21 protein-coding genes and 1 pseudogene are annotated in these 24,196 nt (G+C 55.1%); 9 read left to right on the top strand and 13 right to left on the bottom strand.

Going from position 1 to position 24,196, the window contains the following annotated elements; genetic code table 11:
- Positions 1 to 10 precede the first annotated feature (10 nt).
- Genes V3W49_RS14450 through V3W49_RS14430 form a run of 5 tightly spaced genes read right to left on the bottom strand, consistent with a single transcriptional unit; the run spans position 11 to position 5,085 of the window.
- Entirely contained in the window at positions 11 to 1,144 is a 1,134-nt protein-coding gene (locus V3W49_RS14450; RefSeq protein WP_500146456.1) for an anaerobic sulfatase maturase, read from the bottom strand.
- Positions 1,145 to 1,155: 11 nt separating this feature from the next.
- A complete protein-coding gene (locus tag V3W49_RS14445) occupies positions 1,156 to 1,503 on the bottom strand; it encodes a DUF202 domain-containing protein (protein ID WP_500146392.1) in 348 nt (115 codons plus the stop codon).
- Positions 1,493 to 1,840 (bottom strand): YidH family protein, encoded by a 348-nt coding sequence (locus V3W49_RS14440; RefSeq protein WP_500146390.1) that lies wholly within the window; start codon positions 1,838 to 1,840, stop codon positions 1,493 to 1,495. Before V3W49_RS14440 ends, V3W49_RS14445 begins: the two co-directional genes overlap by 11 nt.
- Positions 1,841 to 1,876: 36 nt before the next feature.
- A complete protein-coding gene (locus V3W49_RS14435; RefSeq protein ID WP_500146454.1) occupies positions 1,877 to 3,376 on the bottom strand; it encodes a sulfatase-like hydrolase/transferase in 1,500 nt (499 codons plus the stop codon).
- Entirely contained in the window at positions 3,376 to 5,085 is a 1,710-nt protein-coding gene (locus tag V3W49_RS14430) for a solute:sodium symporter family transporter (protein ID WP_500146388.1), read from the bottom strand. The genes V3W49_RS14435 and V3W49_RS14430 overlap by 1 nt, the downstream gene beginning before the upstream one ends.
- A 179-nt stretch (positions 5,086 to 5,264) precedes the next feature.
- On the opposite strand from V3W49_RS14430, the gene V3W49_RS14425 reads away from it, so the two are divergent.
- Positions 5,265 to 6,131, top strand: coding sequence for a helix-turn-helix transcriptional regulator (locus tag V3W49_RS14425; protein WP_500146387.1), 867 nt, complete (start codon positions 5,265 to 5,267; stop codon positions 6,129 to 6,131).
- A gap of 325 nt (positions 6,132 to 6,456) precedes the next feature.
- Here the strand turns inward: V3W49_RS14425 and typA are convergent, their stop codons facing one another.
- A complete protein-coding gene (gene typA, locus V3W49_RS14420) occupies positions 6,457 to 8,274 on the bottom strand; it encodes a ribosome-dependent GTPase TypA (protein WP_500146386.1) in 1,818 nt (605 codons plus the stop codon).
- Between the two features lie 345 nt (positions 8,275 to 8,619).
- Between typA and glnA the strand changes: the two genes are divergently transcribed.
- From glnA to V3W49_RS14400, 4 genes are all read left to right on the top strand, one after another.
- A complete protein-coding gene (glnA, locus tag V3W49_RS14415) occupies positions 8,620 to 10,029 on the top strand; it encodes a glutamate--ammonia ligase (RefSeq protein WP_500146385.1) in 1,410 nt (469 codons plus the stop codon).
- Positions 10,030 to 10,285: 256 nt separating this feature from the next.
- Positions 10,286 to 11,335, top strand: a complete 1,050-nt coding sequence (gene glnL, locus V3W49_RS14410) for a nitrogen regulation protein NR(II) (protein WP_500146383.1) — start codon at positions 10,286 to 10,288, stop codon at positions 11,333 to 11,335.
- Between the two features lie 20 nt (positions 11,336 to 11,355).
- Entirely contained in the window at positions 11,356 to 12,768 is a 1,413-nt protein-coding gene (gene glnG, locus V3W49_RS14405) for a nitrogen regulation protein NR(I) (RefSeq protein ID WP_500146382.1), read from the top strand.
- 86 nt (positions 12,769 to 12,854) lie between these two features.
- Entirely contained in the window at positions 12,855 to 12,977 is a 123-nt protein-coding gene (locus V3W49_RS14400; RefSeq protein ID WP_500146380.1) for a YshB family small membrane protein, read from the top strand.
- Positions 12,978 to 13,020: 43 nt separating this feature from the next.
- Here the strand turns inward: V3W49_RS14400 and hemN are convergent, their stop codons facing one another.
- Together hemN and yihI are read right to left on the bottom strand one after the other, a co-directional pair.
- Positions 13,021 to 14,394, bottom strand: coding sequence for an oxygen-independent coproporphyrinogen III oxidase (gene hemN / locus V3W49_RS14395; RefSeq protein WP_500146378.1), 1,374 nt, complete (start codon positions 14,392 to 14,394; stop codon positions 13,021 to 13,023).
- Between the two features lie 199 nt (positions 14,395 to 14,593).
- Positions 14,594 to 15,091: a Der GTPase-activating protein YihI gene (gene yihI, locus V3W49_RS14390; RefSeq protein ID WP_500146377.1), complete on the bottom strand. Its 498-nt coding sequence runs from the start codon at positions 15,089 to 15,091 to the stop codon at positions 14,594 to 14,596.
- 605 nt (positions 15,092 to 15,696) lie between these two features.
- Between yihI and yihA the strand changes: the two genes are divergently transcribed.
- Positions 15,697 to 16,335, top strand: coding sequence for a ribosome biogenesis GTP-binding protein YihA/YsxC (gene yihA, locus V3W49_RS14385; protein ID WP_500146376.1), 639 nt, complete (start codon positions 15,697 to 15,699; stop codon positions 16,333 to 16,335).
- A 96-nt stretch (positions 16,336 to 16,431) separates the two neighbouring features.
- Here yihA and spfP read toward each other — a convergent pair whose 3' ends face one another.
- Together spfP and polA are read right to left on the bottom strand one after the other, a co-directional pair.
- Positions 16,432 to 16,479: a small protein SpfP gene (spfP, locus tag V3W49_RS14380; protein ID WP_071892919.1), complete on the bottom strand. Its 48-nt coding sequence runs from the start codon at positions 16,477 to 16,479 to the stop codon at positions 16,432 to 16,434.
- A 202-nt stretch (positions 16,480 to 16,681) separates the two neighbouring features.
- Positions 16,682 to 19,477, bottom strand: coding sequence for a DNA polymerase I (polA, locus tag V3W49_RS14375; RefSeq protein ID WP_500146375.1), 2,796 nt, complete (start codon positions 19,475 to 19,477; stop codon positions 16,682 to 16,684).
- 446 nt (positions 19,478 to 19,923) lie between these two features.
- Here polA and yihG point away from each other — a divergent pair, with 446 nt between their 5' ends.
- Positions 19,924 to 20,832, top strand: coding sequence for a 1-acylglycerol-3-phosphate O-acyltransferase, YihG family (yihG, locus tag V3W49_RS14370; RefSeq protein WP_500146374.1), 909 nt, complete (start codon positions 19,924 to 19,926; stop codon positions 20,830 to 20,832).
- 32 nt (positions 20,833 to 20,864) lie between these two features.
- Here the strand turns inward: yihG and dsbA are convergent, their stop codons facing one another.
- The 3 genes from dsbA to V3W49_RS14355 all read right to left on the bottom strand — a co-directional run bounded on the left by dsbA (position 20,865) and on the right by V3W49_RS14355 (position 22,853).
- Complete coding sequence (gene dsbA, locus V3W49_RS14365; RefSeq protein WP_500146373.1) at positions 20,865 to 21,488, bottom strand: thiol:disulfide interchange protein DsbA; 624 nt, start codon at positions 21,486 to 21,488, stop codon at positions 20,865 to 20,867.
- A gap of 26 nt (positions 21,489 to 21,514) precedes the next feature.
- Complete coding sequence (locus V3W49_RS14360) at positions 21,515 to 22,501, bottom strand: serine/threonine protein kinase (protein ID WP_500146372.1); 987 nt, start codon at positions 22,499 to 22,501, stop codon at positions 21,515 to 21,517.
- Positions 22,502 to 22,583: 82 nt separating this feature from the next.
- Positions 22,584 to 22,853 (bottom strand): YihD family protein, encoded by a 270-nt coding sequence (locus tag V3W49_RS14355; protein WP_500146370.1) that lies wholly within the window; start codon positions 22,851 to 22,853, stop codon positions 22,584 to 22,586.
- 70 nt (positions 22,854 to 22,923) lie between these two features.
- On the opposite strand from V3W49_RS14355, the pseudogene mobA reads away from it, so the two are divergent.
- A pseudogene (mobA, locus tag V3W49_RS14350) lies at positions 22,924 to 23,496 on the top strand (molybdenum cofactor guanylyltransferase MobA); the annotation flags it as partial.
- Entirely contained in the window at positions 23,482 to 24,024 is a 543-nt protein-coding gene (gene mobB, locus V3W49_RS14345; RefSeq protein ID WP_500146452.1) for a molybdopterin-guanine dinucleotide biosynthesis protein MobB, read from the top strand. The pseudogene mobA and the gene mobB, both read left to right, overlap by 15 nt.
- The last annotated feature ends 172 nt before the right edge of the window (positions 24,025 to 24,196 follow it).

The following is a 24,196-nucleotide window of genomic DNA, read 5'->3' as shown; positions in this document are numbered from 1 at the left end:
CCTTCCACGCTTATGCCGGGCGTCTCTCACTGGCATGTAGCATCGCCATCAGCTCAACCGGCGAGCGGCGCTGGCGGATAAGATCGCGCATGGTCTTCATATAGGGCGCCGTGCGGGCAAAGAACTCACGATAACCGGCGCACAGTACGCTCTTACCGCTATCCAGCCGGTGTTTGGGGCAGTCCCCCTGGCACAGCGGTCGCGCTCGGCATTCCAGGCAGTCATTCACCAGCGAGCGTCGCTTATGCCGGCCAAAAGCCCGGGCGGCATCGCTGGCGTTGATCTGCATAATGGGAATCTCATGCAGATTACCCAGCCGGTATTCAGGAAAAACATAGTGATCGCACTGATAGAGGGTGCCGTCGGCTTCCAGCGCAAAGGCGTGGCCGCAGGTTTCGCTGAAAACGCACATCTGAGAAGGCTGGCCGCACCATACACCCAGAGTTGAGTCAAACAGCTGTACGAAGACCCGGCCGATATCCTCGCGTACCCAGATAGCGAAAATCGCGTTCAGAAAGCGGCCCCAGGCTTCGCCGCTCACCGATTCCGGCGTCAGCGCCCCCGTTTCATCCGACTCCACCAGCGGAATAAATTGCAGATGCGGCGTGCCCTGGTCACGCAGGTAGCGATACAGGCGTTCCGGCTGACCGACGTTGCGCGCATTCACCACCGTCAGCAGATTGAAGTCCACGCCGTGAGCCTTCAGACGCTCCAGCGTGTCTATCACCCGTGCATGGGTCGGCTTACCGGCGCGGGTGACCCGGTAGTGGTCATGCAGATCCGCAGGGCCATCCAGCGACAGCCCTACCAGCCAGCCATGGTGAGCCAGAAAGGCGCACCAGCCGTCATCCAGCAGTATGCCGTTAGTTTGCAGGGTATTCTGAATGCGCCTGCCGGCGGCATAGCGCTGCTGGAGCGCCACGGCCCGTTCAAAGAAGGTCAGCCCCGCCAGCGTTGGTTCGCCCCCCTGCCAGGCGAACTCTACCACCGGGCCTGGCTGGGCGTCGATATGCTGGCGGATATAGGCCTCCAGGGTGGCGTCGTCCATACGCGGCTGGCGTGGTTTATCGATATAGAAGCAGTAATGGCAGTCCAGATTACAGCGGGAGCTGGCAGGTTTCACCATGACGTGACAACCGTTCATGATGCAGCGCTTCATAGCGTCAACAGCTGATTAATGTGGGAAACGGCAAACAGCGCGGCCAGCAGGCAGACCGCCAGGGCAATCAGCATTTTGGCGCGTACCGGGCCTGGCCGGGCGAAGTCATCCGTCGCCACATCCATCAGGTTACGCTGGCGGGCGTAGCCGTATACCAGCAGCGCCACCACCAGAATAATCACCAGGGAAAACCAGAACAGCATACCCGCCTGATACCATGCATGGCGCAGCGCCAGCGCCATCAGGGCGCCGTAGCCCAGCAGCGTGCGAAACCAGGCAAGGGAGGTACGCTCCGGTTGCAGGCCGGGATCGGCCAGACGGCGCGCCCGGCGCTTATCCGGCATACATCACCATCAGCGCCACGGTGCCTGCCGCCATAACCATCGCAATACTGACTGCCAGCAGCGTGCGGGTATAGGGCAGATCCTGCTTCAGGCGCATCGCTTTCTCGTTACGCAGCCAGCGCAGATAACCGTAGACCGCCAGCAGTCCGGCGAAGAGACACAGCAGCAGCGAGATCGCTTCACGCACTGCGGGGGTCGCAAGGCTCGGTGCCAGCTGATCCAGCCCCACTCCCGCCGCCAGAAACCCCAGCGCGGTACGAATCCAGGCGAGGAAAGTGCGTTCATTCGCCAGCGAAAAGCGGTAATCGGGCGCTTCGCCGAGCCGTGATATCTTCATGCCGTCTCCTTGTGTATAGCCTCCCTGCTGGGAGCATCAGAACTTCTGTTTCTTCTCTTCCACCTTCACCCCCTGGGTGGGCAGGCCGGTGTCGTAGTCGCGCACCACCGGCGAATAACCGTCTTGCGGACGCGGGCGGAAGGCCCCCATCCAGCGCGGCTGCGCGTCCGGTCGCCAGGGGCGGCTGGCCCACTGCCAGGTACGGAAGGGATCGCGAATCCTGTCCATATAGTCCAGCAGCGCGTCATGCAATTGGTTACGCTGCTCAGCATAGCGCGGATCGTCGATCAGGTTATGCATCTCCTGCGGGTCGCCGTGCCTGTCGTACAGTTCATCGCTACTGAACAGGTTGAGTACCAGTTTAAAGCGATCTGTGACCCAACAGCGTACCGGAATAAAGCCGCCAAAGCTGTCATGCTCTATCTCATAGCGGTTAAATTCCACCATTACGCCGCGCTCCAGGCTGGCTTCCAGCAGGTTGCCGCCCGGCAGAATTTCCGGCTGTTCGATACCCGCCAGCGCCATCATTGTAGGCAGAATATCGATATGGCTGACCGGCGCATCTTCCTGGCGCGGCCCGGCCTTGCCCTGAGGCGGTCGGAAGATCAGCGGAATGCGGGTAATATCATCATACATCGCCGCCCCTTTACTGATGAGCTTATGCGCCCCCATCATCTCGCCGTGATCGGAGGTATAGATAACCCAGGTATTAGCGCGCTGTTCCGGGGTCAGGGCCGCGATCACCCGGCCAATCTCATCATCAACAAAGTCATTGCAGGCGAAGTAAAGCGGATGATGATACAGCCCGTCTTCCCCTACCGGCGCCGGCATCGCCCGGGACCACAGGCGGTGGTGCTCCGGCTTGTTTTCCAGATTATCGCGGCCTTTGTCCCCCAGGTCATAGTAAAAGTCCTGATATTTTTCGAGATATTCCGGCGGGCAGGTAAAGGGGTGGTGCGGCTCGTCATAAGAGAGCACCAGCAGGAAGGGGTCGTCCTGACGCTCCGGGCGCCCCAGGTAGTCCAGCGCCCGATCGCTGATGCGGTGGGCCCAGGTGAAGGTTTCGTCGATATTATTTTCGCGCAGATCTTCCAGGGTATTCAGGCCGTTGCGCCATAGCCCGATCTCCTGCTCGCTCAACTCTTCCAGATAGTTGGCACCATCGTACCAGTAGTCGGCATCCCACTCCGGCGGGCAGATGCCGGTACCGAAGTAGTCATGACCGTCGAGGTGCCACTTGCCGATATAGCAGGTCTGATATCCCGCATCCTTAAAGTAGCGGCCCATGGTGGAGATATTTTTTCCCGGCGCCACATTGTTAGTCCACGGCCCGGACTGATTGGCGTAAATACCGGTAAACAGTCCGGCCCGCGCCGGAGTACATACCGGCGTGCAGGTGTAGGCGGAGTTGAAGCGAATTCCCTCCTCCGCCAGCGCGTCGATATGGTTGGTATTCAGCGGCTTACCGCTGTAGCAGCCCACCATATTGGTGGCCTGAGTGTCGGTCATAATAAACAGGAAGTTAGGGCGAGACATCATTTCTCCTTAACGTCGCAAGCCAGTTTTGACGCTGCGCGCCTGGCGCAGCGACCGCTATAAATCAGGTATCCCACAATGCCTACCACCGCCGCATAGCAGGCCACAGCCAGCCATTTGGTGGAATAGCCGCCGAATGTCGCCAGCCCGGCGTAAACACCGATCATGCCCAGCAGCACGCCCACGGCAGCGATTTTCGTATGACGCCAGGGCTGCATATCCACCGCGAAAGCGTCGTTAAAGCGAAACGGCGTCTCGCGCGGTTTCAGCCAGCCCAGAACCAGCATCAGCGCGACATTGATGCAGAAGGTGCAGAACAGCACGTAGAGGAAGTGGAAATTGAAATCCACCAGGTAGTTGATCACGATATAGCTGACAATACCGAACAGCAGCGCCGCCTTGGCCGCCAGTGCCGGAATACGCGGGAAGAAGAATCCCATAATCACGATCGTGACCAGCGGAACGTTATAGATACCGTTAAGCTGTTTCATCCACGAATAGAGTCCTTCAGGCGCGTTGGCTATCCAGGGCGCTACCAGCACGGAAACCAGCGCCAGCCCCAGACCAAACCAGCGCCCCACGGTGACCTGCTTTTGCGCTTCGGCGTCAGGGTTAATCAGGCGACTGTAGATCCCTAAGCTAAACAGGGTGCTGGCACTGTTCAGAAAACCGTTAAAAGTGCTGATGATGGCGCCGAACAGTACCGCGCCGAAGAAGCCCACCAGCGGGGTCGGCATCACGGCATTGACCAGCGCCGGGTAAGCCATATCCGCCTTGGGCAGCGACTGGAAAAGGTGGAAAGCGATCAGCCCCGGCAGAACCAGAATCAGCGGGTCGAGCATTTTTAACACCGCCGTTAGCAGGGCGCCCTTCTGCCCTTCGGAAAGGCTTTTCGATGCCAGTGTACGCTGTACGATGCCCTGGTTAGTACACCAGTAGAAGGTGTTCACCAGAATCAGCCCGGTCAGCGCCGCGCCGATCGGCACCGGATCGCTGCTGCCGCCAATGGAGTTCAACTTTTCGCTATGTACCGTTGTCAGTTGCTCAACGCCGCGCAGGAAGCTGCCGTGCCCCATCGCCATCAGACCAAAAACCGGCACCATCAGGCCGCCGATGACCAGACCGATACCGTTGATGACATCGGCCACAGCGATGGCCTTCAGCCCGCCGATAACGGCGTACATCATGCCGGCAAAGCCCAGCAGAATCACCATCGCCCAGATGGCAGCGTTCTGGGTGATCCCCAGTGATTCGCCAACGTGAAACAGGCTGTTAAGGGCCAGCGCGCCGGAATAGAGCACGATGGGCAGAAAACAGATGCCGGTGGCAATCAGAAAGCAGCAATCCACGATGATGCGGGTAGTTTTATCGTAGCGCTCTTCAATAAAGTCAGGAATGGTGGCGATACCGCGTTGCAGGTACTTCGGCAGAAAAATCAGCGCCAGGAAGATAAGCGGAATCGCCGAGATAACCTCCCAGGCCATCACCGACATCCCGCTCTTGTACGCCTGGCCACTCAGGCCCACCAGCTGTTCGGTCGAGAGGTTGGTTAGCATCAAAGAAGCGGCAATAACCGGCGCCTTCAGAGAGCGGCCGGCCAGGAAGTACCCCTGTCGGGATTGGGTATCATCTTTACGTAGCTTCCACCAGGTGACCAGCGCCACCAGCAGGGTGAAAGCAAAAAAGCTCACGAGTTGCAGAATATTCATTTCATTGGCCTTTAGTTATCGTTATGCCCCGCATGGCCTGGCTACAGAGGAAATAAAAGGCGGCTTAAGGGCGCGGCTGACTGAATTCTCAAAACGACCTGATAATCTCCCTGGCTGGGGGAAAATCTGTTACGTTTCTCTGCCAGGTTGGCTGCATGATTCTCTGCCGGAGAAATAAAATGAATGGAAAAACTGGCGTTTCGGATGTAAAAACCGAAACTACCTATAATATTCCGCTGGTTCTTGAAGAAAATGTGATCTCAAGCGGCCTCGCTCTTCTGGCGCTATGGCATACCCTGGCGGATAACCACTACGTGGTCAGCTGGCCGCGTGATAAACGGAAACCGCTGATTGCCAACTCCTGGGTAGCCATTTATACGCTCCAGGGAAGCGGTAAAGTTATCCTCCAGGATAATTCAGTGGTTACGCTTAATGGCAATTGCGTTATTTTTCTAAAACCCACTGATATTAAATCCTATTATTGCGACGGGCTGGTCTGGGAACAGTACTGGATGGAATTTATTCCCACCGGCGCAATGGATATTCCGTTATCACAACCGGCGCTAATATATAATGGCGAGACATTTAACCACCAGCTGGAAGAGGTGGAGCGGCTGATTCAGAGCCCGGTATCGATGGAAAATAATCTGGCGGTGGCCGCGCTGACCCATATGATTTATCAGTGGATCTGCCTGATTGCCCACAACGGCGCCCGGGAGCCGCAGTTTATCCGCCTGGAAAAGCTGCTGACCGCGCTCCATGCCGATCTTCAGCGGCGCTGGACGGTTAGCGAAATGGCGCTGCGTATGCAGTGCAGCGAGCAGTATCTGCGGCGACTGTTTCTACGTTATACCGGCAAGAGCCCCAGAGAATACTACCTGGATGCCCGCCTGGAACTGGCGCAGTCGCTGCTTAAACAGGAACGGCACGGCGTGAGCCAGGTGGCGGATATGCTGAACTTCTTTGATACCTTTCATTTTAGCAAGGCCTTTAAGCAGAAATTCGGCGTTGCGCCTTCCACATTGACCCGGCGCAGAGAGCCATAAAAAAGGTTCATCGCGGATTGTCGTGAAGCTGAAGTACCGCTTCCGGGTGAGTATGTAGCGCAGGAGAAGGTTCCGTTCACCTTAAGGTGATTTTTCTCATGTCGGTTCCGGAACGTACACTCCCTGAAGGGAGAGGGAGTTTCCCGCCAATGAACGGAACTGCCCTCTGCATCGTCATATTCTGCCGGTTTTATTCTGAAACCGGGCGCCGGAGCTGCCTGTCACCCTCACCCCGGCCCCCTCCCGAAACGGGAGAGGGAGTTTCCCGGCGATGAACCATAAAAAAAGCCCCCGCAAGCGGAGGCTTTTTCAGTACCGGAAAAGATTACTCTTTAGAACGGTTAGCGCGTTTACGCTCGTTTTCCGTCAGATAACGCTTACGCAGACGCACTGAGGTTGGGGTGACTTCTACCAGTTCATCATCATCGATGAACTCCAGCGCCTGCTCCAGGGTCATTTTGATTGGCGGAGACAGGGTGGTGGCTTCGTCAGTACCGGAAGCACGCATGTTGGTCAGCTTCTTACCGGTCAGGCAGTTCACAGTCAGGTCGTTGGAACGGCTGTGAATACCGATTATCTGGCCTTCATACACTTCGGCGCCGTGGCCCAGGAACAACTTACCGCGATCCTGCAGGCTGTAGAGTGCATAAGCAACCGCTTTGCCCTGACCGTTAGAGATCAGCACGCCGTTCTGGCGCTGGCCAATTTCACCCGGACGCACGTCATCGTAGTGGCTGAAGGTGGAGTACAGCAGACCGGTACCGGAAGTCATGGTCATGAAGTCGGTACGGAAACCGATCAAGCCACGGCTCGGGATGATGTAGTCCAGACGTACGCGGCCTTTGCCATCCGGCAGCATGTCGCGCAGTTCACCTTTACGCAGGCCCAGCGCTTCCATAACGGAACCCTGGTTCTGCTCTTCGATATCCAGCGTCACCTGCTCGAACGGCTCCTGCTTACGGCCATCGATTTCGCGGAAGATAACTTTCGGACGGGATACCGCCAGCTCGAAGCCTTCACGACGCATGTTTTCGATAAGCACAGACAGGTGCAGTTCGCCACGACCGGAAACGCGGAAGGCATCCGGGTCTTCAGTTTCTTCCACGCGCAGCGCCACGTTGTGAACCAGTTCTTTATTCAGACGGTCCAGAATCTGACGCGAGGTCACGTATTTACCCTCTTTGCCGCAGAACGGCGAGGTGTTAACGCAGAAGTACATAGAGACGGTCGGCTCATCGACGGAGAGCGGCGGCAGCGCCTCAACGTTATTCGGATCGCACAGGGTATCGGAGATGTTCAGCTCGCCCAGGCCGGTGATAGCGATGATATCGCCCGCTTCGGCAGAAGCAGATTCGATACGCTGCAGGCCCATGTGGCCCAGAACCTGGCTCACCTTACCGTTACGGCGTTTACCTTCCGTATCGATGATGGTGACCTGCTGGTTCGGCTTAACCACGCCGCGCTTAATACGACCAATACCGATAACACCCACGTAGCTGTTGTAGTCCAGCTGGGAGATCTGCATCTGGAATGGGCCGTTCAGATCAACGTTCGGCGCTTCCACGTGCTTAACGATGGTTTCGAACAGCGGGGTCATATCGTCGGCCATGTCTTCATGATCCAGACCGGCGATACCGTTCAGCGCGGACGCGTAAACAATGGGGAAGTCCAGCTGCTCGTCGGTGGCACCCAGGTTGACGAACAGGTCGAATACCTGATCAACAACCCAGTCCGGGCGCGCGCCGGGACGGTCAACTTTGTTGATGACCACGATCGGCTTCAGCCCGTTGGCGAAGGCCTTCTCGGTCACAAAACGGGTCTGCGGCATCGGGCCATCCATTGCGTCGACAAGCAGCAGAACAGAGTCAACCATCGACATGACGCGTTCTACTTCACCACCGAAGTCGGCGTGCCCCGGGGTATCAACGATGTTGATGCGGTAGTCACGCCAGTTAATAGCCGTATTTTTCGCGAGGATGGTAATCCCACGCTCTTTTTCCAGATCGTTGGAGTCCATGACTCGCTCGGTCAGCTCATTACGCTCACCGAAGGTGCCAGATTGTTGCAGCAGCTTGTCGACCAGGGTGGTTTTCCCGTGGTCAACGTGCGCAATAATGGCGATGTTACGCAGATTTTCGATCACAACTTTGCCTCAGGCATTAGAAATAGCGCGTTATTGTACACGGATTAATCGGAGGACTGAACAGATCGCAGAAAACCTTTTTCTTTTGGTGTCTGTGATCGTTTTCACGGAGAGAGAAAAAGAAGGAAGCGCACCATTTTAGTGCCCCGCCATCCTCTGAGTGCACCATTATAGTGCATAATGTTCAGTGTGGTGCAGCCCTTTTCACTGCGGTGCGCATCATAGCGCCTTTTTGGGGCGAAGTGAAAGTTGGCACGCTTTTCGCTTTTATCCATAACAAGGCGAAAAGCCACTTTAAACAAAAGTTGTACCACGACGACAATGACAAATCCGGGAGAGTTACCTATGTCCGCTGAACACGTTATGACGCTGCTGAGTGAGCACGAAATAAAGTTTGTCGATTTGCGCTTTACCGATACTAAAGGGAAAGAGCAGCACGTCACCATTCCTTCCCATCAGGTGGACCAGGACTTCTTTGAAGAAGGCAAAATGTTCGACGGTTCCTCCATCGGCGGCTGGAAAGGCATCAACGAATCCGACATGGTACTGATGCCGGACCCGTCAACCGCCGTGATCGACCCATTCTATGAAGAGCCGACGCTGCTTATCCGCTGCGATATTCTGGAGCCGGGCACACTTCAGGGCTATGACCGCGATCCGCGTTCTATCGCCAAGCGCGCTGAAGACTATCTGCGCGCCACCGGCCTTGCCGATACCGTGCTGTTCGGGCCGGAGCCGGAATTCTTCCTGTTCGACGACATCCGTTTCGGTAGCTCCATTTCCGGCTCTCACGTCGCTATTGACGATATCGAAGGCGCCTGGAACTCTTCCACTCAATACGAAGGCGGCAACAAAGGCCACCGTCCGGGCGTGAAAGGCGGCTATTTCCCGGTTCCGCCGGTAGACTCCGCCCAGGACATCCGTTCCGTGATGTGTATGACCATGGAAGAGATGGGCCTGGTAGTTGAAGCGCATCACCACGAAGTGGCCACCGCCGGTCAGAACGAAGTGGCGACCCGCTTCAACACCATGACCAAGAAAGCGGACGAAATTCAGATCTATAAGTACGTGGTACACAACGTCGCTCACCGCTTCGGCAAAACCGCGACCTTTATGCCCAAGCCGATGTTTGGCGATAACGGTTCCGGTATGCACTGCCATATGTCCCTGTCGAAAGACGGTAACAACCTGTTCGCCGGCGACAAATACGCAGGTCTGTCCGAAATGGCGCTCTACTATATTGGCGGCGTCATCAAGCATGCAAAAGCCATTAATGCCCTGACCAACCCGAGCACCAACTCCTACAAACGTCTGGTTCCTGGCTATGAAGCACCGGTTATGCTGGCTTACTCTGCCCGTAACCGTTCCGCCTCTATCCGTATCCCGGTGGTAACCTCTCCGAAGGCTCGCCGTATCGAAGTGCGCTTCCCGGATCCGGCGGCCAACCCGTACCTGGCTTTCGCCGCCCTGCTGATGGCCGGTCTTGACGGTATTAAGAACAAGATCCACCCGGGCGAAGCGATGGATAAAAACCTGTACGACCTGCCGCCGGAAGAAGCTAAAGAGATCCCGCAGGTTGCCGGCTCTCTGGAAGAGGCTCTGGAAGCCCTGGATGCTGACCGTGAGTTTCTGACCGCGGGCGGTGTCTTCACCAACGACGCGATCGATGCCTACATCGCCCTGCGTCGCGAAGAGAACGACCGCGTTCGCATGACGCCGCACCCGGTTGAATTCGAACTGTACTACAGCGTTTAAGATGTTACTGGCTGCGCCCGCTACCTTTCGGGCGCAGCAGCCGATTTTTTGTTGCCGTGGAAACGTTTAGCCCATCTCTGATGGGCTTTTTTCTCCCATATCAATACGTGTACGGTTCATTAGTACCCTGTTTTCATAAGGATAGTGAGATCGCCCGGAGCTATAACGGCAAATAATATCGCCCCGGGGCCAGGCTATTAATGAAGCGAACACCGGTATGCACTAAAATGGTGCAATGGCTGGAAGGGGGCTAACAATGGCAAATGGCACACTGCCCGATGCGGGGCTTATCCTGAATACGCTGATGAACAGCATCCTGTTGGTGGATGATTCGCTTGCCGTGCATTATGCGAATCCCGCCGCTCAGCAGTTGCTGGCGCAAAGTTCGCGCAAACTGTTCGGCGCACCGCTGCCGGAGCTTCTTCGCTATTTTTCGCTGAATATCGAACTGATGCGCGAAAGCCTGAACACCGGTCAGGGCTTTATCGATAATGAAGTCACGCTGGTGATAGACGGTCGCGCTCATATTCTTTCACTGTCAGCGCAGCGTATGCCGGACGGCCTGATTCTGCTGGAAATGTCCCCTATGGATAACCAGCGGCGACTCAGCCAGGAACAGTTGCAGCACGCCCAACAGGTGGCAGCCCGTGACCTGGTGCGCGGTCTGGCCCACGAGATAAAAAACCCGCTCGGCGGACTACGCGGTGCGGCACAGTTGCTTAATCGCGCCCTGCCGGATCCTGCGCTTACGGAATATACCACCGTCATTATCGAACAGGCCGACCGGCTGCGTAATCTGGTCGACAGGCTGCTGGGGCCTCAACAACCGGGTATGCATATTACCGACAGCATCCATAAGGTGGCCGAACGAGTGGTGAATCTGGTGAAGCTGGAACTGCCGGAAAACGTCACCCTGGTGCGCGACTACGACCCCAGCCTGCCGGATCTGACCCACGACCCCGATCAGCTTGAACAGGTGCTGCTGAATATTGTGCGCAACGCGCTCCAGGCGCTCGGTGAACAGGGCGGAGAAATCACGCTGCGTACCCGCACCGCCTTCCAGCTAACGCTGCACGGCGAGCGCTATCGCCTGGCGGCGCGTATCGACGTTGAAGATAACGGCCCCGGTATTCCTTCCTGCCTGCAGGATACGCTGTTCTATCCGATGGTCAGCGGCCGCGAAGGCGGAACCGGCCTGGGGCTTTCCATTGCCCGCAGTCTTATCGATCAGCACTCGGGGAAAATTGAATTTAACAGTTGGCCGGGCCATACCGAATTTTCGGTCTACCTGCCCATCCGTAAATAAGCGCCTGAATAGAGGTCACTATGCAACGAGGGATAGCCTGGATCGTCGATGACGATAGCTCCATCCGCTGGGTACTGGAGCGTGCGCTCACCAGCGCTGGCATTAGCTGTACCGCCTTTGAGAGTGGCAATCAGGTACTGGATGCTCTTGCCACCCGAACGCCGGACGTGCTGCTTTCCGATATCCGCATGCCGGGTATGGACGGGCTCACGCTGCTTAAGCAGATTAAACAGCGTCATCCGATGCTTCCGGTCATCATTATGACCGCCCATTCCGATCTGGACGCTGCCGTCAGCGCCTATCAGCAAGGCGCTTTCGACTATCTGCCAAAACCGTTCGATATCGACGAAGCGGTGGCGCTGGTGGAACGCGCCATCAATCACTATCAGGAACAGCAGCAGCCGCGCCTGACCCAAACCAGCGGCCCGGCCGCCGATATTATCGGCGAAGCGCCAGCCATGCAGGACGTGTTTCGAATTATCGGGCGACTGTCGCGCTCATCGATAAGCGTACTGATTAATGGCGAGTCCGGTACAGGTAAAGAGCTGGTGGCCCATGCGCTGCATCGCCACAGCCCGCGGGCTAAATCGCCGTTTATAGCCCTGAATATGGCGGCGATCCCGCGCGATTTGATCGAATCCGAGCTGTTTGGTCACGAAAAAGGCGCCTTTACCGGCGCCAGCCAAATTCGCCAGGGGCGCTTTGAACAAGCCGACGGCGGCACTCTGTTCCTGGATGAAATCGGCGATATGCCGCTGGATGTTCAGACCCGCCTGCTGCGCGTGCTGGCCGATGGTCAGTTTTATCGGGTAGGCGGCTATGCGCCAGTGAAAGTGGACGTGCGTATTATTGCCGCCACTCACCAGAATCTGGAACAACGGGTGCAGGAAGGAACCTTTCGTGAAGATCTGTTTCATCGTCTGAATGTTATCCGGGTTCATCTGCCGCCCCTGCGTGAACGTCGCGAAGATATTCCACGCCTGGCGCGCCACTTTCTGCAGAAAGCCGCCCAGGAGCTGGGGGTAGAAACCAAGCAGTTACATCCGGAAACCGAAGCGGCACTCACCCGCCTGGCCTGGGGCGGCAACGTGCGCCAGCTGGAAAACACCTGCCGCTGGCTGACGGTGATGGCCGCTGGTCAGGAAGTGCTGATTCAGGATTTGCCGCCAGAGTTGTTTGAAACCAGTGTGCCAGAAAGCAGCGGAACCCAGGTTCAACCCGACAGTTGGGCAACGGTGCTGGCCCAGTGGGCGGATCGGGCACTGCGTTCCGGTCATCAAAATTTATTATCTGAAGCGCAGCCGGAAATGGAGCGTACGCTGCTGACCACAGCCCTGCGCCATACCCATGGTCATAAACAGGAAGCCGCACGCCTGCTCGGCTGGGGGCGAAACACCCTGACCCGTAAGCTCAAAGAGTTAGGTATGGAGTAGAAAAAGACCACTTTTTGGCGTTTTTTTAGCCTTTGACTCAGGGGCAAGGATGAGTATGATCGGGCACGATTATGCGGAGGTCTACCATGCTGGAATCATTAATTAACGTGATTTCGAGCAGCGTTGACGTGGGCGCGGCAGCCAGTCAGTCACCCCATGCGGCGATTGCGGCGCTACTGTGCGCGGCGCTGTTCAACTTCTTTAGTTAAAAAAGCGGGGCGGCTGAATCAGGCGCCCCGCTTTTTTATCATGTTAAATCACCCGCGAGAATTTCTGCAGTTTAGCTTTATGACGTAAGTAGATATCAAAGCACATGCAGATATTACGAATCAGCAGCCGCCCTTTCGCCGTCACCTGAATGCCCCGATCATTGATCTCCACCAGCCTATCCTGCGCCAGCGGCGCCAGTAATGCTAAATCTTCGGCAAAGTAATCCTGGAAATCGAGCTGCCACGCGCGTTCGATTTCGGCGAAATTCAGCCGGAAATTACAGATAAGCGCTTTAATAACGTCGCGACGAATGCAGTCGTCCCGGGTGAGCGTCAGGCCGCGCCATAGCGCGTCGCCCTGCTCTTCCACCTGCTGATAATACTTCTTCAGCTCTTTCTGGTTCTGGGCATAGCAGTCGCCCAGCATACTGATGGCAGAAACCCCCAGCCCCAGCAGATCGGTATCGCCCTGGGTGGTGTATCCCTGGAAGTTGCGGTGTAGTACGCCGTTACGTTGAGCAACCGCCAGTTCATCGTCGGGGCGCGCAAAGTGATCCATACCAATAAACTGATAGCCTGCGTCGGTGAGCGAAGCGATAGTCTGCTGCAAAATATCGAGCTTTTGCTGTGCAGACGGCAAATCGGCGTCTTTAATTTTACGCTGGGCGGCAAAAAGGGTCGGCAAATGGGCGTAGTTAAAAACGCTAAGTCGATCCGGGCTCAGTTCCGCCACCTTATTCAGGGTGAAAGCGAAACTTTCCGGCGTCTGCTTTGGCAAACCATAGATCAGGTCGATATTGGTGGAGGTGAACCCCAGCTCCCTGGCCCGGGCGATCAACGCGAAGATAAATTCTTCATCCTGCTCGCGGTTAACCAGGCGCTGCACCTCTTTATTAAAGTCCTGAACCCCCATGCTCAGACGCGTAAAGCCTTCCATACGCAGGTGATCCAGCATATCCAGTTCGATTTCCCGCGGATCCAGCTCAAGAGAGAGCTCGGCATCGTCGTTAAAGCGGAAGTTTTCACGCAGCAGCCTCATCAGGCGGCTGATTTGCGCTTTATTCAGATACGTCGGCGTACCGCCGCCCCAGTGCATCTGGCTAACCTGACGTTGCCCGAAGCGCGGCGCCTGGTGGCGAATTTCGCGCTCCAGGAAGTCCAGATATTGATCGGCCTTATGACGCTGTCGGGTGACCACCTTATTACAGCCGCAGAAGTAACAGAGCTTATGGCAGAACGGGATATGCACGTAGAGCGACAGCGCCCGCTCCGGATAACGCTCAACCGCACGGGTAAAATCGTCCTTACTAAAGGATTCCGAGAACTCAAGTGCGGTGGGATAAGAGGTATAACGTGGCCCGGAATAGTTATATTTCTGGATTAGGGCCAGATCCCAGTCGATTAACTGCTCAGACATACTCACTCCTTCCTGCGGCGCCGCAACCGCCTGCCAGCGCGCCCCGGATAAGGCGCACCACCCGATCCCCGGGCCGTGATGCGGTTACGTAGCCACCGTTGTCGGCGCGACAACCGCTGTAGTTTAACGAATAACCACACCAGATAACAGGTAACAGGCAGAACGATTAGCAGAACCAGCGGCCCCATGGCGTTACCGCTCAGTCACCGCCTTTTAGCAGGCGCATCAGATCCTCTTCGCCTTCTTCTTCATCGTCGTCGTCGAAGGAGAGACCGAGCTGCTGCATCAGCTCATCAATACGGTCGAGCTGGGCGTTAACCCAGTCCCGCTCTTTTTTATCGATAACTTCCCCGGATTCAATCCTGTCCAGCAGCGCATCCAGCTTAGGATCGTTTTCCAGCTTTTCCAGTTCCTCCGCAGGAGAAAGCCGCGGGAGAGAGGGGGCTTTTTCCGCCTTCGGCGCGGCGCTTGCCGGCACGCCGAGCGCTACCGGCTTTTTGCTGCCAAGGCGTGGATCGGGACGATTTTTTCCCCCTTTTCCGGAATTGGCCTGCTGGGATTCGCTATTCCGGCTGCCGGAAGAAAGGCCGCGATGCTTTTTCTGGCGCTTACGATCGCGCGCCTGCTGGTTCAGCTCTTCACGTGACGTACGGCGTTTATTTGGCCCTTTAGCGCGGGCGGGGGTCTGTTGCTTCATGATTCTGTATCTCAGGCCGTTTCAGGTCGGAATGGAGTGAGAATAATAGCAGGTTCAATGGTGAATCTGCGATAGTGGCCCCGATCGGGAGTGAAAAATAAAAAAGGCGGCAGGATAACCTGCCGCCTGATTTATCACTGAACTCTTACGAGTCAAATCGTCCGTGTTTGCTGTCGACACCCTGTCTTTCCTTCAGCGCACTACGTCCTTTGTGTTGTCCTTTTCCTTTATTATTCCGCCATCCTGACGGTCACCATCCTGGTCTTCCCTGCTCTTCGACGTCCTGTCGTTCCTGAGCGTTCATCCTGAACGGTATCCTTAGGGCTCCTTGCCTGTGAGGGATACTTTACGCTTATCCCTTACATTAACAAGGATATCCCCAGGCGCAGTCGCCAGGCTCACGCCGTATAAAAGTATTAATACACTGTTTTTATTACCGTTATATTAAAATTTATATAAATAAATGCCGCCATTGCCCGCTAAAACAATGGTCAATGTCTTACAAAGAGTATGGCAATGAGATTAGTCTGCTCCAATCACGGGCGTCCGAAGGCGCATATCAGGTATAATCCCGGCCATATGCATCCCTGATGGAGACGACCATTGTGACTAACTGGAATTATCAACTGACGCACTTTGTCACCAGTGCGCCGGATATTCGCCATCTCCCCGCTGACAGCGGGATCGAGGTCGCCTTTGCGGGCCGCTCCAACGCCGGTAAGTCGAGCGCGCTGAACACGCTGACCAATCAGAAGAACCTGGCAAGAACCAGTAAGACGCCAGGGCGTACTCAGTTGATAAACCTGTTCCAGGTAGCTGAAGGCAAACGCCTGGTCGACCTTCCGGGATACGGGTATGCCGAAGTCCCGGAAGAGATGAAACGCAAATGGCAGCATGCGCTCGGCGAGTACCTGCAGATGCGTCGCTGCCTTCAGGGCCTGGTTGTACTGATGGATATCCGCCATCCGATGAAGGATCTCGATCAGCAAATGATCGAATGGGCGGTGGACTGCAATATTCCAGTGCTGGTACTGCTGACCAAAGCCGATAAGCTGGCCTCCGGCGCCCGCAAGAAGCAGCTGAATATGGTGCGTGAAGCCGCCATCGCCTTTAACGGAGACGTTGACGTCGAGATCTTCTCTTCGCTGAAAAAGATGGGCGTGGATAAACTCAAAAACAAGCTGGACAGTTGGTTTAACGACCTGCCGGAGATCGTCGCCGACGAGCCGGAAGCCGAAGCGTAATTCAGATAGCCGCCGCGCCATTGCGCGTGGCGCTTTCGTGGAGCGCAGACAATAAAAAACGCCCCGGCCATTGACTGACCGGGGCGGCTAAAATATTCAGCCAAATCCGATTACGTGAAGTAAAAGGTCTGAAAGATAGAACATCTTACCTCTGTACCCTACGCCGTTAACTCTACTCTTTTTTAATGCGAGGAAAAAGCATTTTTTGTAGTTTTTTTTCACTCTTTACATAACGAACTTGAACAACCATCACAAAAACCTATCTTAAATGTTGCTTAGTTACAAAACATAGGGTTCAGATTCCGCCTTAGCGCGCCGGGCTTATCCGACGCGAACGGCTGAATAATTAGTGCGCTTCGTCCCAGTTTTTACCGCTGCCCACTTCCACCAGCAGGGGCACTTCCAGCTTCACACACCCTTCCATCAGCTCATGAATCTTCTGAGATACCGCCTGCAGATCGTCTTTATGCACTTCAAACACCAGTTCATCATGTACCTGCATGATCATTTTCACCCGCGGCCCGGACTTCAGCAGCCAGTCATCCACGGCGATCATGGCACGTTTGATAATGTCCGCCGCGGTACCCTGCATGGGGGCGTTAATTGCCGCACGCTCCGCCGCAGCGCGACGAGCGCCGTTTCGTGAGCCGATTTCCGGCAGCCACAGGCGCCGCCCTTCCAGGGTTTCGACATAGCCCTGCTCTTTCGCCTGCTGGCGGGTGCGCTCCATATACTCCAGCACACCGGGATAGCGTTCGAAGTAGAGATCCATATATTTCTGGGCCTCTTTACGCGGAATATTAAGCTGGCGCGCCAGACCAAAGGCGCTCATACCGTAGATCAGGCCAAAATTAATGGCCTTGGCGCTACGACGCTGCTCAGAGGTGATGCTTTCCAGCGGCCTATCGAAGACTTCCGCCGCCGTAGCGCGATGGATATCTTTCCCTTCGGCAAAGGCGGTCAACAGCCCTTTATCCCGTGACAGATGCGCCATAATGCGCAGCTCTATCTGGGAGTAGTCCGCGGAAACAATGACGTAATCATCCGGAGCGATGAAGGCCTGGCGAATACGGCGACCTTCCTCATTACGTACCGGAATGTTCTGCAGGTTGGGATCGGTCGAAGACAGACGCCCGGTGGCGGTAACCGCCTGATGGTAAGAGGTGTGAACGCGGCCAGTTTTTGAATTGATCATTAACGGCAGCTTGTCGGTATAGGTCGACTTCAGCTTGGCCAGGCCGCGATACTCCAGAATCACCTTCGGCAGCGGATAGTCCAGCGCCAGCTCTTCCAGCACCTCTTCCGATGTGGAAGGCGCACCGCCCGGTGTCTTCTTCAGTGGTTTAATGCCCTGTTTTTCGAACAGAATAGTCTGCAACTGCCTGGGCGATGACAGGTTAAAGGGCTCGCCGGCAATCTCATGAGCCTTCTGTTCCAGCTCCACCAGGCGCTTACCCAACTCTTCCGAATGGGCGTGAAGCACTGCGGGATCGATCATCACGCCGTTGCGTTCAACCCGTGACAGAACCGGTACCAGCGGCATTTCGATATTGCGGAAAATATTGAGTGGCCCCTGCTCTTTTTCCAGCTGCGGCCACATAGCCAGATGCAGGCGCAGCGTGACGTCGGCGTCTTCTGCGGCATAGCGACCTGCTTCTTCCAGCGCGATCTGGTTAAAGGTGAGCTGATTTTTCCCCTTACCGGCGATCTCTTCAAAGGTGATGGTCTTGTGGCTCAGCCAGCGGCTGGCCAGGCTGTCCATATCGTGGCGACCAGCCACGCTGTTCAGCACATAGGATTCCAGCATAGTATCGAAAGCAATGCCCTGCAGCTTAACGCCGTAGTTATCGAGAATACCCCGGTCATACTTCAGGTTCTGGCCAACTTTCAGCACTTTTTCATTTTCCAGCAGCGGCTTGAGTAGCGCCAGCACCCGGTCGCGAGGGATCTGATCCGGCGCATCCAGATAGTCATGCGCGACCGGCACATAGGCCGCATGGCCGGGCTTATCGGCAAAAGAGAGTCCCACCAGATTGGCGGTCAGGCCATCCAGACTATCGGTTTCGGTATCGAAGGCGAAGACCGGCGCTTTCTCCAGACGGGCGATCCACGCCTTCAGCGTCTCTTCATCAAGAATAGTGACGTAATCATCACTGGACAGCGTGCTGGCCTCCTGCGCTTGCGGCTGAGGAGCAGCGTTCTCGCTCTCCACGCTCTTGCTCTTAGCGACGCCGGCGCTGCCTTTCGCCCGGAGCCACTTGCCGGCGGCGACATCGACAGTCCAGCGTTTAAAATCATACTTTTCGAACTGGGCCAGCAGGTTGTCGGTTTCCGGCGCCTTCACTTCCAGTTCATCACAGGTCAGTTCCAGCGGCACATCGGTCTTGATAGTCGCCAGTTGATAAGAAAGGCGCGCCATCTCCTGATTTTGCTCCAGCTTAGCCCCCATGGTTTTCGCGCCGCGGAAGCTGAGCTCGGCGATCTTGTCCAGGTTGTTATACAGCACATCCAGGCCGCCCAGCCCCTGTAATAACGCCTGGGCAGTCTTCTGCCCCACGCCGGGCACGCCGGGAATGTTATCCGACGAGTCGCCCATCAGCGCCAGAAAATCAATAATCAGCTCTGGCGGTACGCCATATTTCTCACACACTTCATCCGGACCAAGAACGGTGTTGGTCATGGTATTGATCAGTGTGATGGATGGCGTGACCAGTTGCGCCATATCTTTATCGCCGGTGCTGATCAGCACATGGCGGCCTGCGCTTTCCGCTTCCCGCGCCAGGGTGCCGATAACATCATCTGCCTCTACGCCAGACACCACCAGAAGCGGCAGCCCCATCGCTTTCACCATATGGTGCAGCGGTTCAATCTGCGCGCGCAGATCGTCCGGCATGGGGGGACGATGCGATTTATAGTTTTCAAACAATTCGTCGCGAAAGGTTTTTCCTTTGGCATCGAAAACCACGGCAGCATGGGACGGCTGGTACTGTAGCAGCAGACTACGCAGCATATTCAGCACGCCGTACATCGCTCCGGTTGGCTCGCCAGCGCTGTTGGTTAGCGGCGGGAAGGCGTGATACGCCCGATAAAGGTAGGAGGATCCGTCGACGAGGATAAGTGGATTTTCTGCGATCTGGGCCATAGTGTTCCGTGCCTGATGGTTGTCTGTCAGTAGGTAAAGGATGCCACAGCCGGGCATAAAACATGAAGCGGCATACTGTCGAACCACAAAAAGAAGTCGCGATCTTCAGGATCGCTCCCATTACCGGGTTGTGGATAACTTTGTGCACAAAATCGTTATCGATTGATATCCCACAAATTAACGCTCTAAAGATTGATATGAATCTCTTTAAATTCAATATGTTAAAATTAAGCGTGTTTATGAGCAGGATCGTTGAGCACAGAGTGTTAATGTGGATATAAACGCAGGTTATGCCATGATGGTTAATAAGGGGGACTAATCAGCGCGTGATATTTCCAGGTCCGTTACTTTTAGTGCCATCATTAACACCCGTTTTCTGATAAGATTTGCGCCCTGTCATCTTTATTGCCAGCATCTTTCATTTTCTAACCATCTAAAAAATAACTATGTCGAGATTGCTCGCCACGCTCACTTTGCTCTTAAGCGTTGTCCTTACTATTCTGGTCACGATCGCTTGTTCCGTGCCCATCATTGTTTCGGGCTTGCTCAAGCTTCTGCTACCCATCCCCTTCGTGTGGCGTTCAATTTCCCGTTTCTGCAATTTCATGATGTATTGCTGGTGTGAAGGACTGGCACTGCTGCTACACCTGAATCCCTGGCTAAAGTGGGACGTTGAGGGGCTGGAAGGACTAAGCAAGAAGAACTGGTATCTGCTTATCTGCAACCATCGTAGCTGGGCTGATATTGTCGTGCTCTGCGTGCTGTTCCGTAAACAGATCCCGATGAATAAGTATTTTCTTAAGCAACAACTGGCCTGGGTTCCGTTTATTGGCCTGGCCTGCTGGGCGCTGGATATGCCATTTATGAAACGCTATTCGCGCAGCTACCTTATTCGGCACCCGGAAAAACGTGGCCAGGATGTGGAAACCACGCGCCGTTCATGCGAGAAATTTCGTCATCATCCGACAACTATCGTGAACTTTGTGGAAGGCTCGCGGTTTACGCCAGAAAAACACCGGCAGTCGCGCTCGCCATTCAGAAACTTATTGCCGCCAAAAGCGGCCGGTATTGCGATGGCGCTTAACGTGTTGGGCAAGCAGTTCGATAAGTTGCTTAACGTAACCATCTGCTATCCGGAAAATAATCGTACACCGTTTTACGATATGCTTAGCGGACGCCTGACCCGGATTGTAGTACGGGTCAACCTGATCGCTATTGACGAAAATCTGCACGGCGACTATGTAAACGATAAGAACTTTAAACGCCGCTTCCAGCTATGGCTCAACACCCTGTGGGGTGAGAAGGACGACCAGCTGGAAGCCATCCAGCAACAATACAAAAACGCCGGTCAATGACCGGCGTTTTACTATTCAGACAGCGCTGAGACTTACTTCTTCTCGACCAGGAATTTCACCGTGTCAGCATATTCCTGAACGAATTTATCCATGCTGCTGGTGTCCATGCCCTGCATATTGATAGCGTATTTACCATTAACAAACATCGCCGGAACGCCCTGCAGTTGCAAATCGGCGGCGGCTTTCTGCTGCTGAGCAACCAGCGATTTAACCACAAAACTGTTCCACGCGGCGTCATACTCTTCGGGCTTCACGCCCGCGTCGATAAACACCTGACGAATATCAGCTACGCTCTGTACAGTCATCTTTTTCTGTACGGCTTCAAACATCGGAGCCGTGATCTTATCCTGCACGCCCAAAGAGATCGCGACCGCCCACGCCTGAGTCAGCTCTTTACCCAGCGGCCCCAGGAATTCGACATGGTACTTGGTCATTTTAGTGCCTTCCGGCAGCTTTTTCTTCACGTTGGCAGGGATGTGCCATACCTGCTCGAACTGATAGCAGTGCGGGCAGTAGAAAGAGAAGAACTCCAGAACCTGGGGTTCTCCCTGCACAGGCTTATCGAGCGTGGTGTACTGCTTGCCGTCGGTGATCTGTGCCGCGGAGGCGCTGAACGCCAGAATCATTCCCGCCAGGGCCAGCCAGACTTTTTTCATTTAGATTCTCTCCTGAAAATATCGCTTTAATACATGGGCGTTAGTTGTAATGGGGGTTCGCGAAGAACCCTGACCTGCTCATTAAAGGTGGCAGTTTGTCTTCTCCAGAAATCTTCCTCTTTCATCCAGGGGAAGCTTCCCGGGAAAGCCGGGTCGTCCCAACGGCGCATTATCCAGGCCAGATACCAGACCATACGCATGGCCCGCAGGGGTTCAATCCGTTTCAACTCATCGGTATTAAAGGAGCCAAACTCCTCATAGGCTTCAATAATGGTTTCAAGCTGTAGCCGCTGGCTGGATTTATCGCCGTTCAACAGCATCCAGATATCCTGAACCGCCGGGCCGTTACGGGAATCGTCCAGATCGACGAACAGGGGGCCGTCGCGCCACAGGATATTGCCCGGATGGCAGTCACCATGTAGCCGGAGCGGCATATAATCATTATCCCACTGTGCCGAAACCTCTGCTATCAGCGTATCAACCGACTGCAGGAATCTGGCTTTCAGCGCGGAGGGAATCAAAGAAGCGACCTCAAACAGCGCGCGCGGCTCCAGAAGATATTCCTCAAGCCCTATGGTAGGTCGATAGTGAAAGCATTCGCGTCGCCCGGTCTGGTGAATTCGACCGAGATAGCGCCCCACCTGTTCCATCTGATCCAGATTGTCTGTTTCATACTGGCGCCCACCCAGGCTCGGGAATAATGCAAACAGAAACCCCTGATGCTCAAACAGCGTCTTACCATCAATGGCAAGCGGTGCAGCCAGCGGAACCTCACTGGCCTGTAGCTCCAGAGCAAACTGATGCTCTTCTTCTATTTGCTGCGCGTTCCAGCGCGCCGGGCGATAAAACTTCACCACGTAGCGATGCCGGTCTTCATCCAGGAACTGATAAACCCGATTCTCGTAGCTATTGAGCGCCGTCAGGCCAGAATCCACCCGGATCCCCTGCTCAAACAGGGCATCGAGTATAGTATCCGGGTGTAATGTTTGAAAATGAAAAGCGCTATCCGTCATTCGATATCCGCGCGGTCATACAAGAGTTATTCGGTTCAGGATAACATTTCACAGGCTTTGCGGACGATTCGCTTACAAGCTTTTACTCTTTAATAATGCCTCGCGCTTTTAGCAGGGCAGTTTTAAAATCTTCCTCATAATCTTTTTTCAGGCCGGGAATAGCTTCATCTTTTGCGGAACCGCGCATTTTCAGATGATAGATCAGAATATCGTCCGTTAGATCGGCCAGATCGCCGGTAAAACCTGACTCCTGAGCCAGTTTCTGCAAAAATTGCAGCAAATTCAGGTCGGGCTCTTCCTGCCAGGCAGGCTGAAGCAGTTCGATCACTTCGTTAAGACGTTTACATTTCATATCAGTGCTCCTTTATCCTGTTACAGGACAAATTAGCAGGCTCAAACCCACATTAAAAGAGGCGACTTTCATGACCAGGCTGATGGACGTTTGTGGCGTAATTCTTGCCGGCGGGCGTGCCACCCGAATGGGTGGCCAGGATAAGGGGTTACTGCTGCTGAATGGCCAACCGCTCTGGCAACGCATCTTTAACCGACTCTTTCCCCAGGTAGGCCAGATTATTATTAGCGCTAACCGCAATCTGGAATGTTATCAGCAGAGCGGACTACCGGTTATTAGCGATAGCCTTCCTGACTATCCCGGGCCGCTGGCAGGCATGCTGTCAGCGATGCAGAGCCAGCACAATGACTGGTTCCTGTTTTGCCCCTGCGATACTCCAAATATTCCTCAGGATCTCGCCAGGCAGCTGTGGCAGGCCCGTGGCGAGGCTCCCGCCGTCTGGGTTAACGATGGTGAACGGGATCATCCAACACTGGCGCTAATTCATCGACGTCTGATTCCCGCGCTGGAAAGCTATCTGACGAGCGGCGAGCGACGGGTAATGATATTTTTACGCCAGGCTGGCGGTCATCCGGTCATCTTTTCCGGCGGTAAAGCGAATTTTATCAACGTGAATACGCCCAAGGATCTGGAGCGCCGCCAGCTTCCACCGCTACTGGCGCTTGCCGCCTGGAGCGGTACCGGAAAGACGACGTTACTGAAGCAGTTAATTCCACTGTTACGCGAACGTGGTATTCGTCCCGGTCTTATTAAGCACACACATCACGATATGGATGTCGATAAGCCCGGTAAAGACAGCTACGAACTGCGTAAAGCAGGAGCGGAGCAGACCCTGGTGGCCAGTAGCCAGCGCTGGGCATTAATGACGGAGACGCCCGATGGCGAAGAGCCCGATCTCTATCGGCTGGCGGGCCGAATGGACAGTCGTCACCTGGATTTGATTCTGGTGGAAGGCTTTAAACACGAGGCTATAGCCAAAATTCAGCTCTATCGTGATGGCTGCGGTCACCAGCCAGAAGAGATACAGCCAGACAGCTATACGCTTGCGCTGGCCAGTGATATACCGTTTGATGTCGGGTTGCCGCAGCTGGATATCAATCAACCCCGGGAGATCGTCGATTTCATTGCTGAGTGGCTGAAGCAACAGCGTCTGGAAGGAGGGTCGGTCTGATGCCCTCACCCCGGCCCTCTCCCGCAGGGAGAGGGAGAAAAACGCAAAAAGCCCCGGTCAGTGACCGGGGCTCTTCATCTGTTCCTGACGCGCTTCTCACCGACAGGCCGCAGACATAAAAAAAAGCCATCCTTACGGATGGCCTTTTCTTTTGTTTGATGCCTGGCAGTTC

This window comes from Rosenbergiella sp. YN46 (genome assembly GCF_036620675.1).
GTDB lineage: Bacteria > Pseudomonadota > Gammaproteobacteria > Enterobacterales > Enterobacteriaceae > Jejubacter.
The sequence above is the reverse complement of the archived record's forward strand: the minus strand, read 5'-3'. Positions and strand labels throughout refer to the sequence as shown.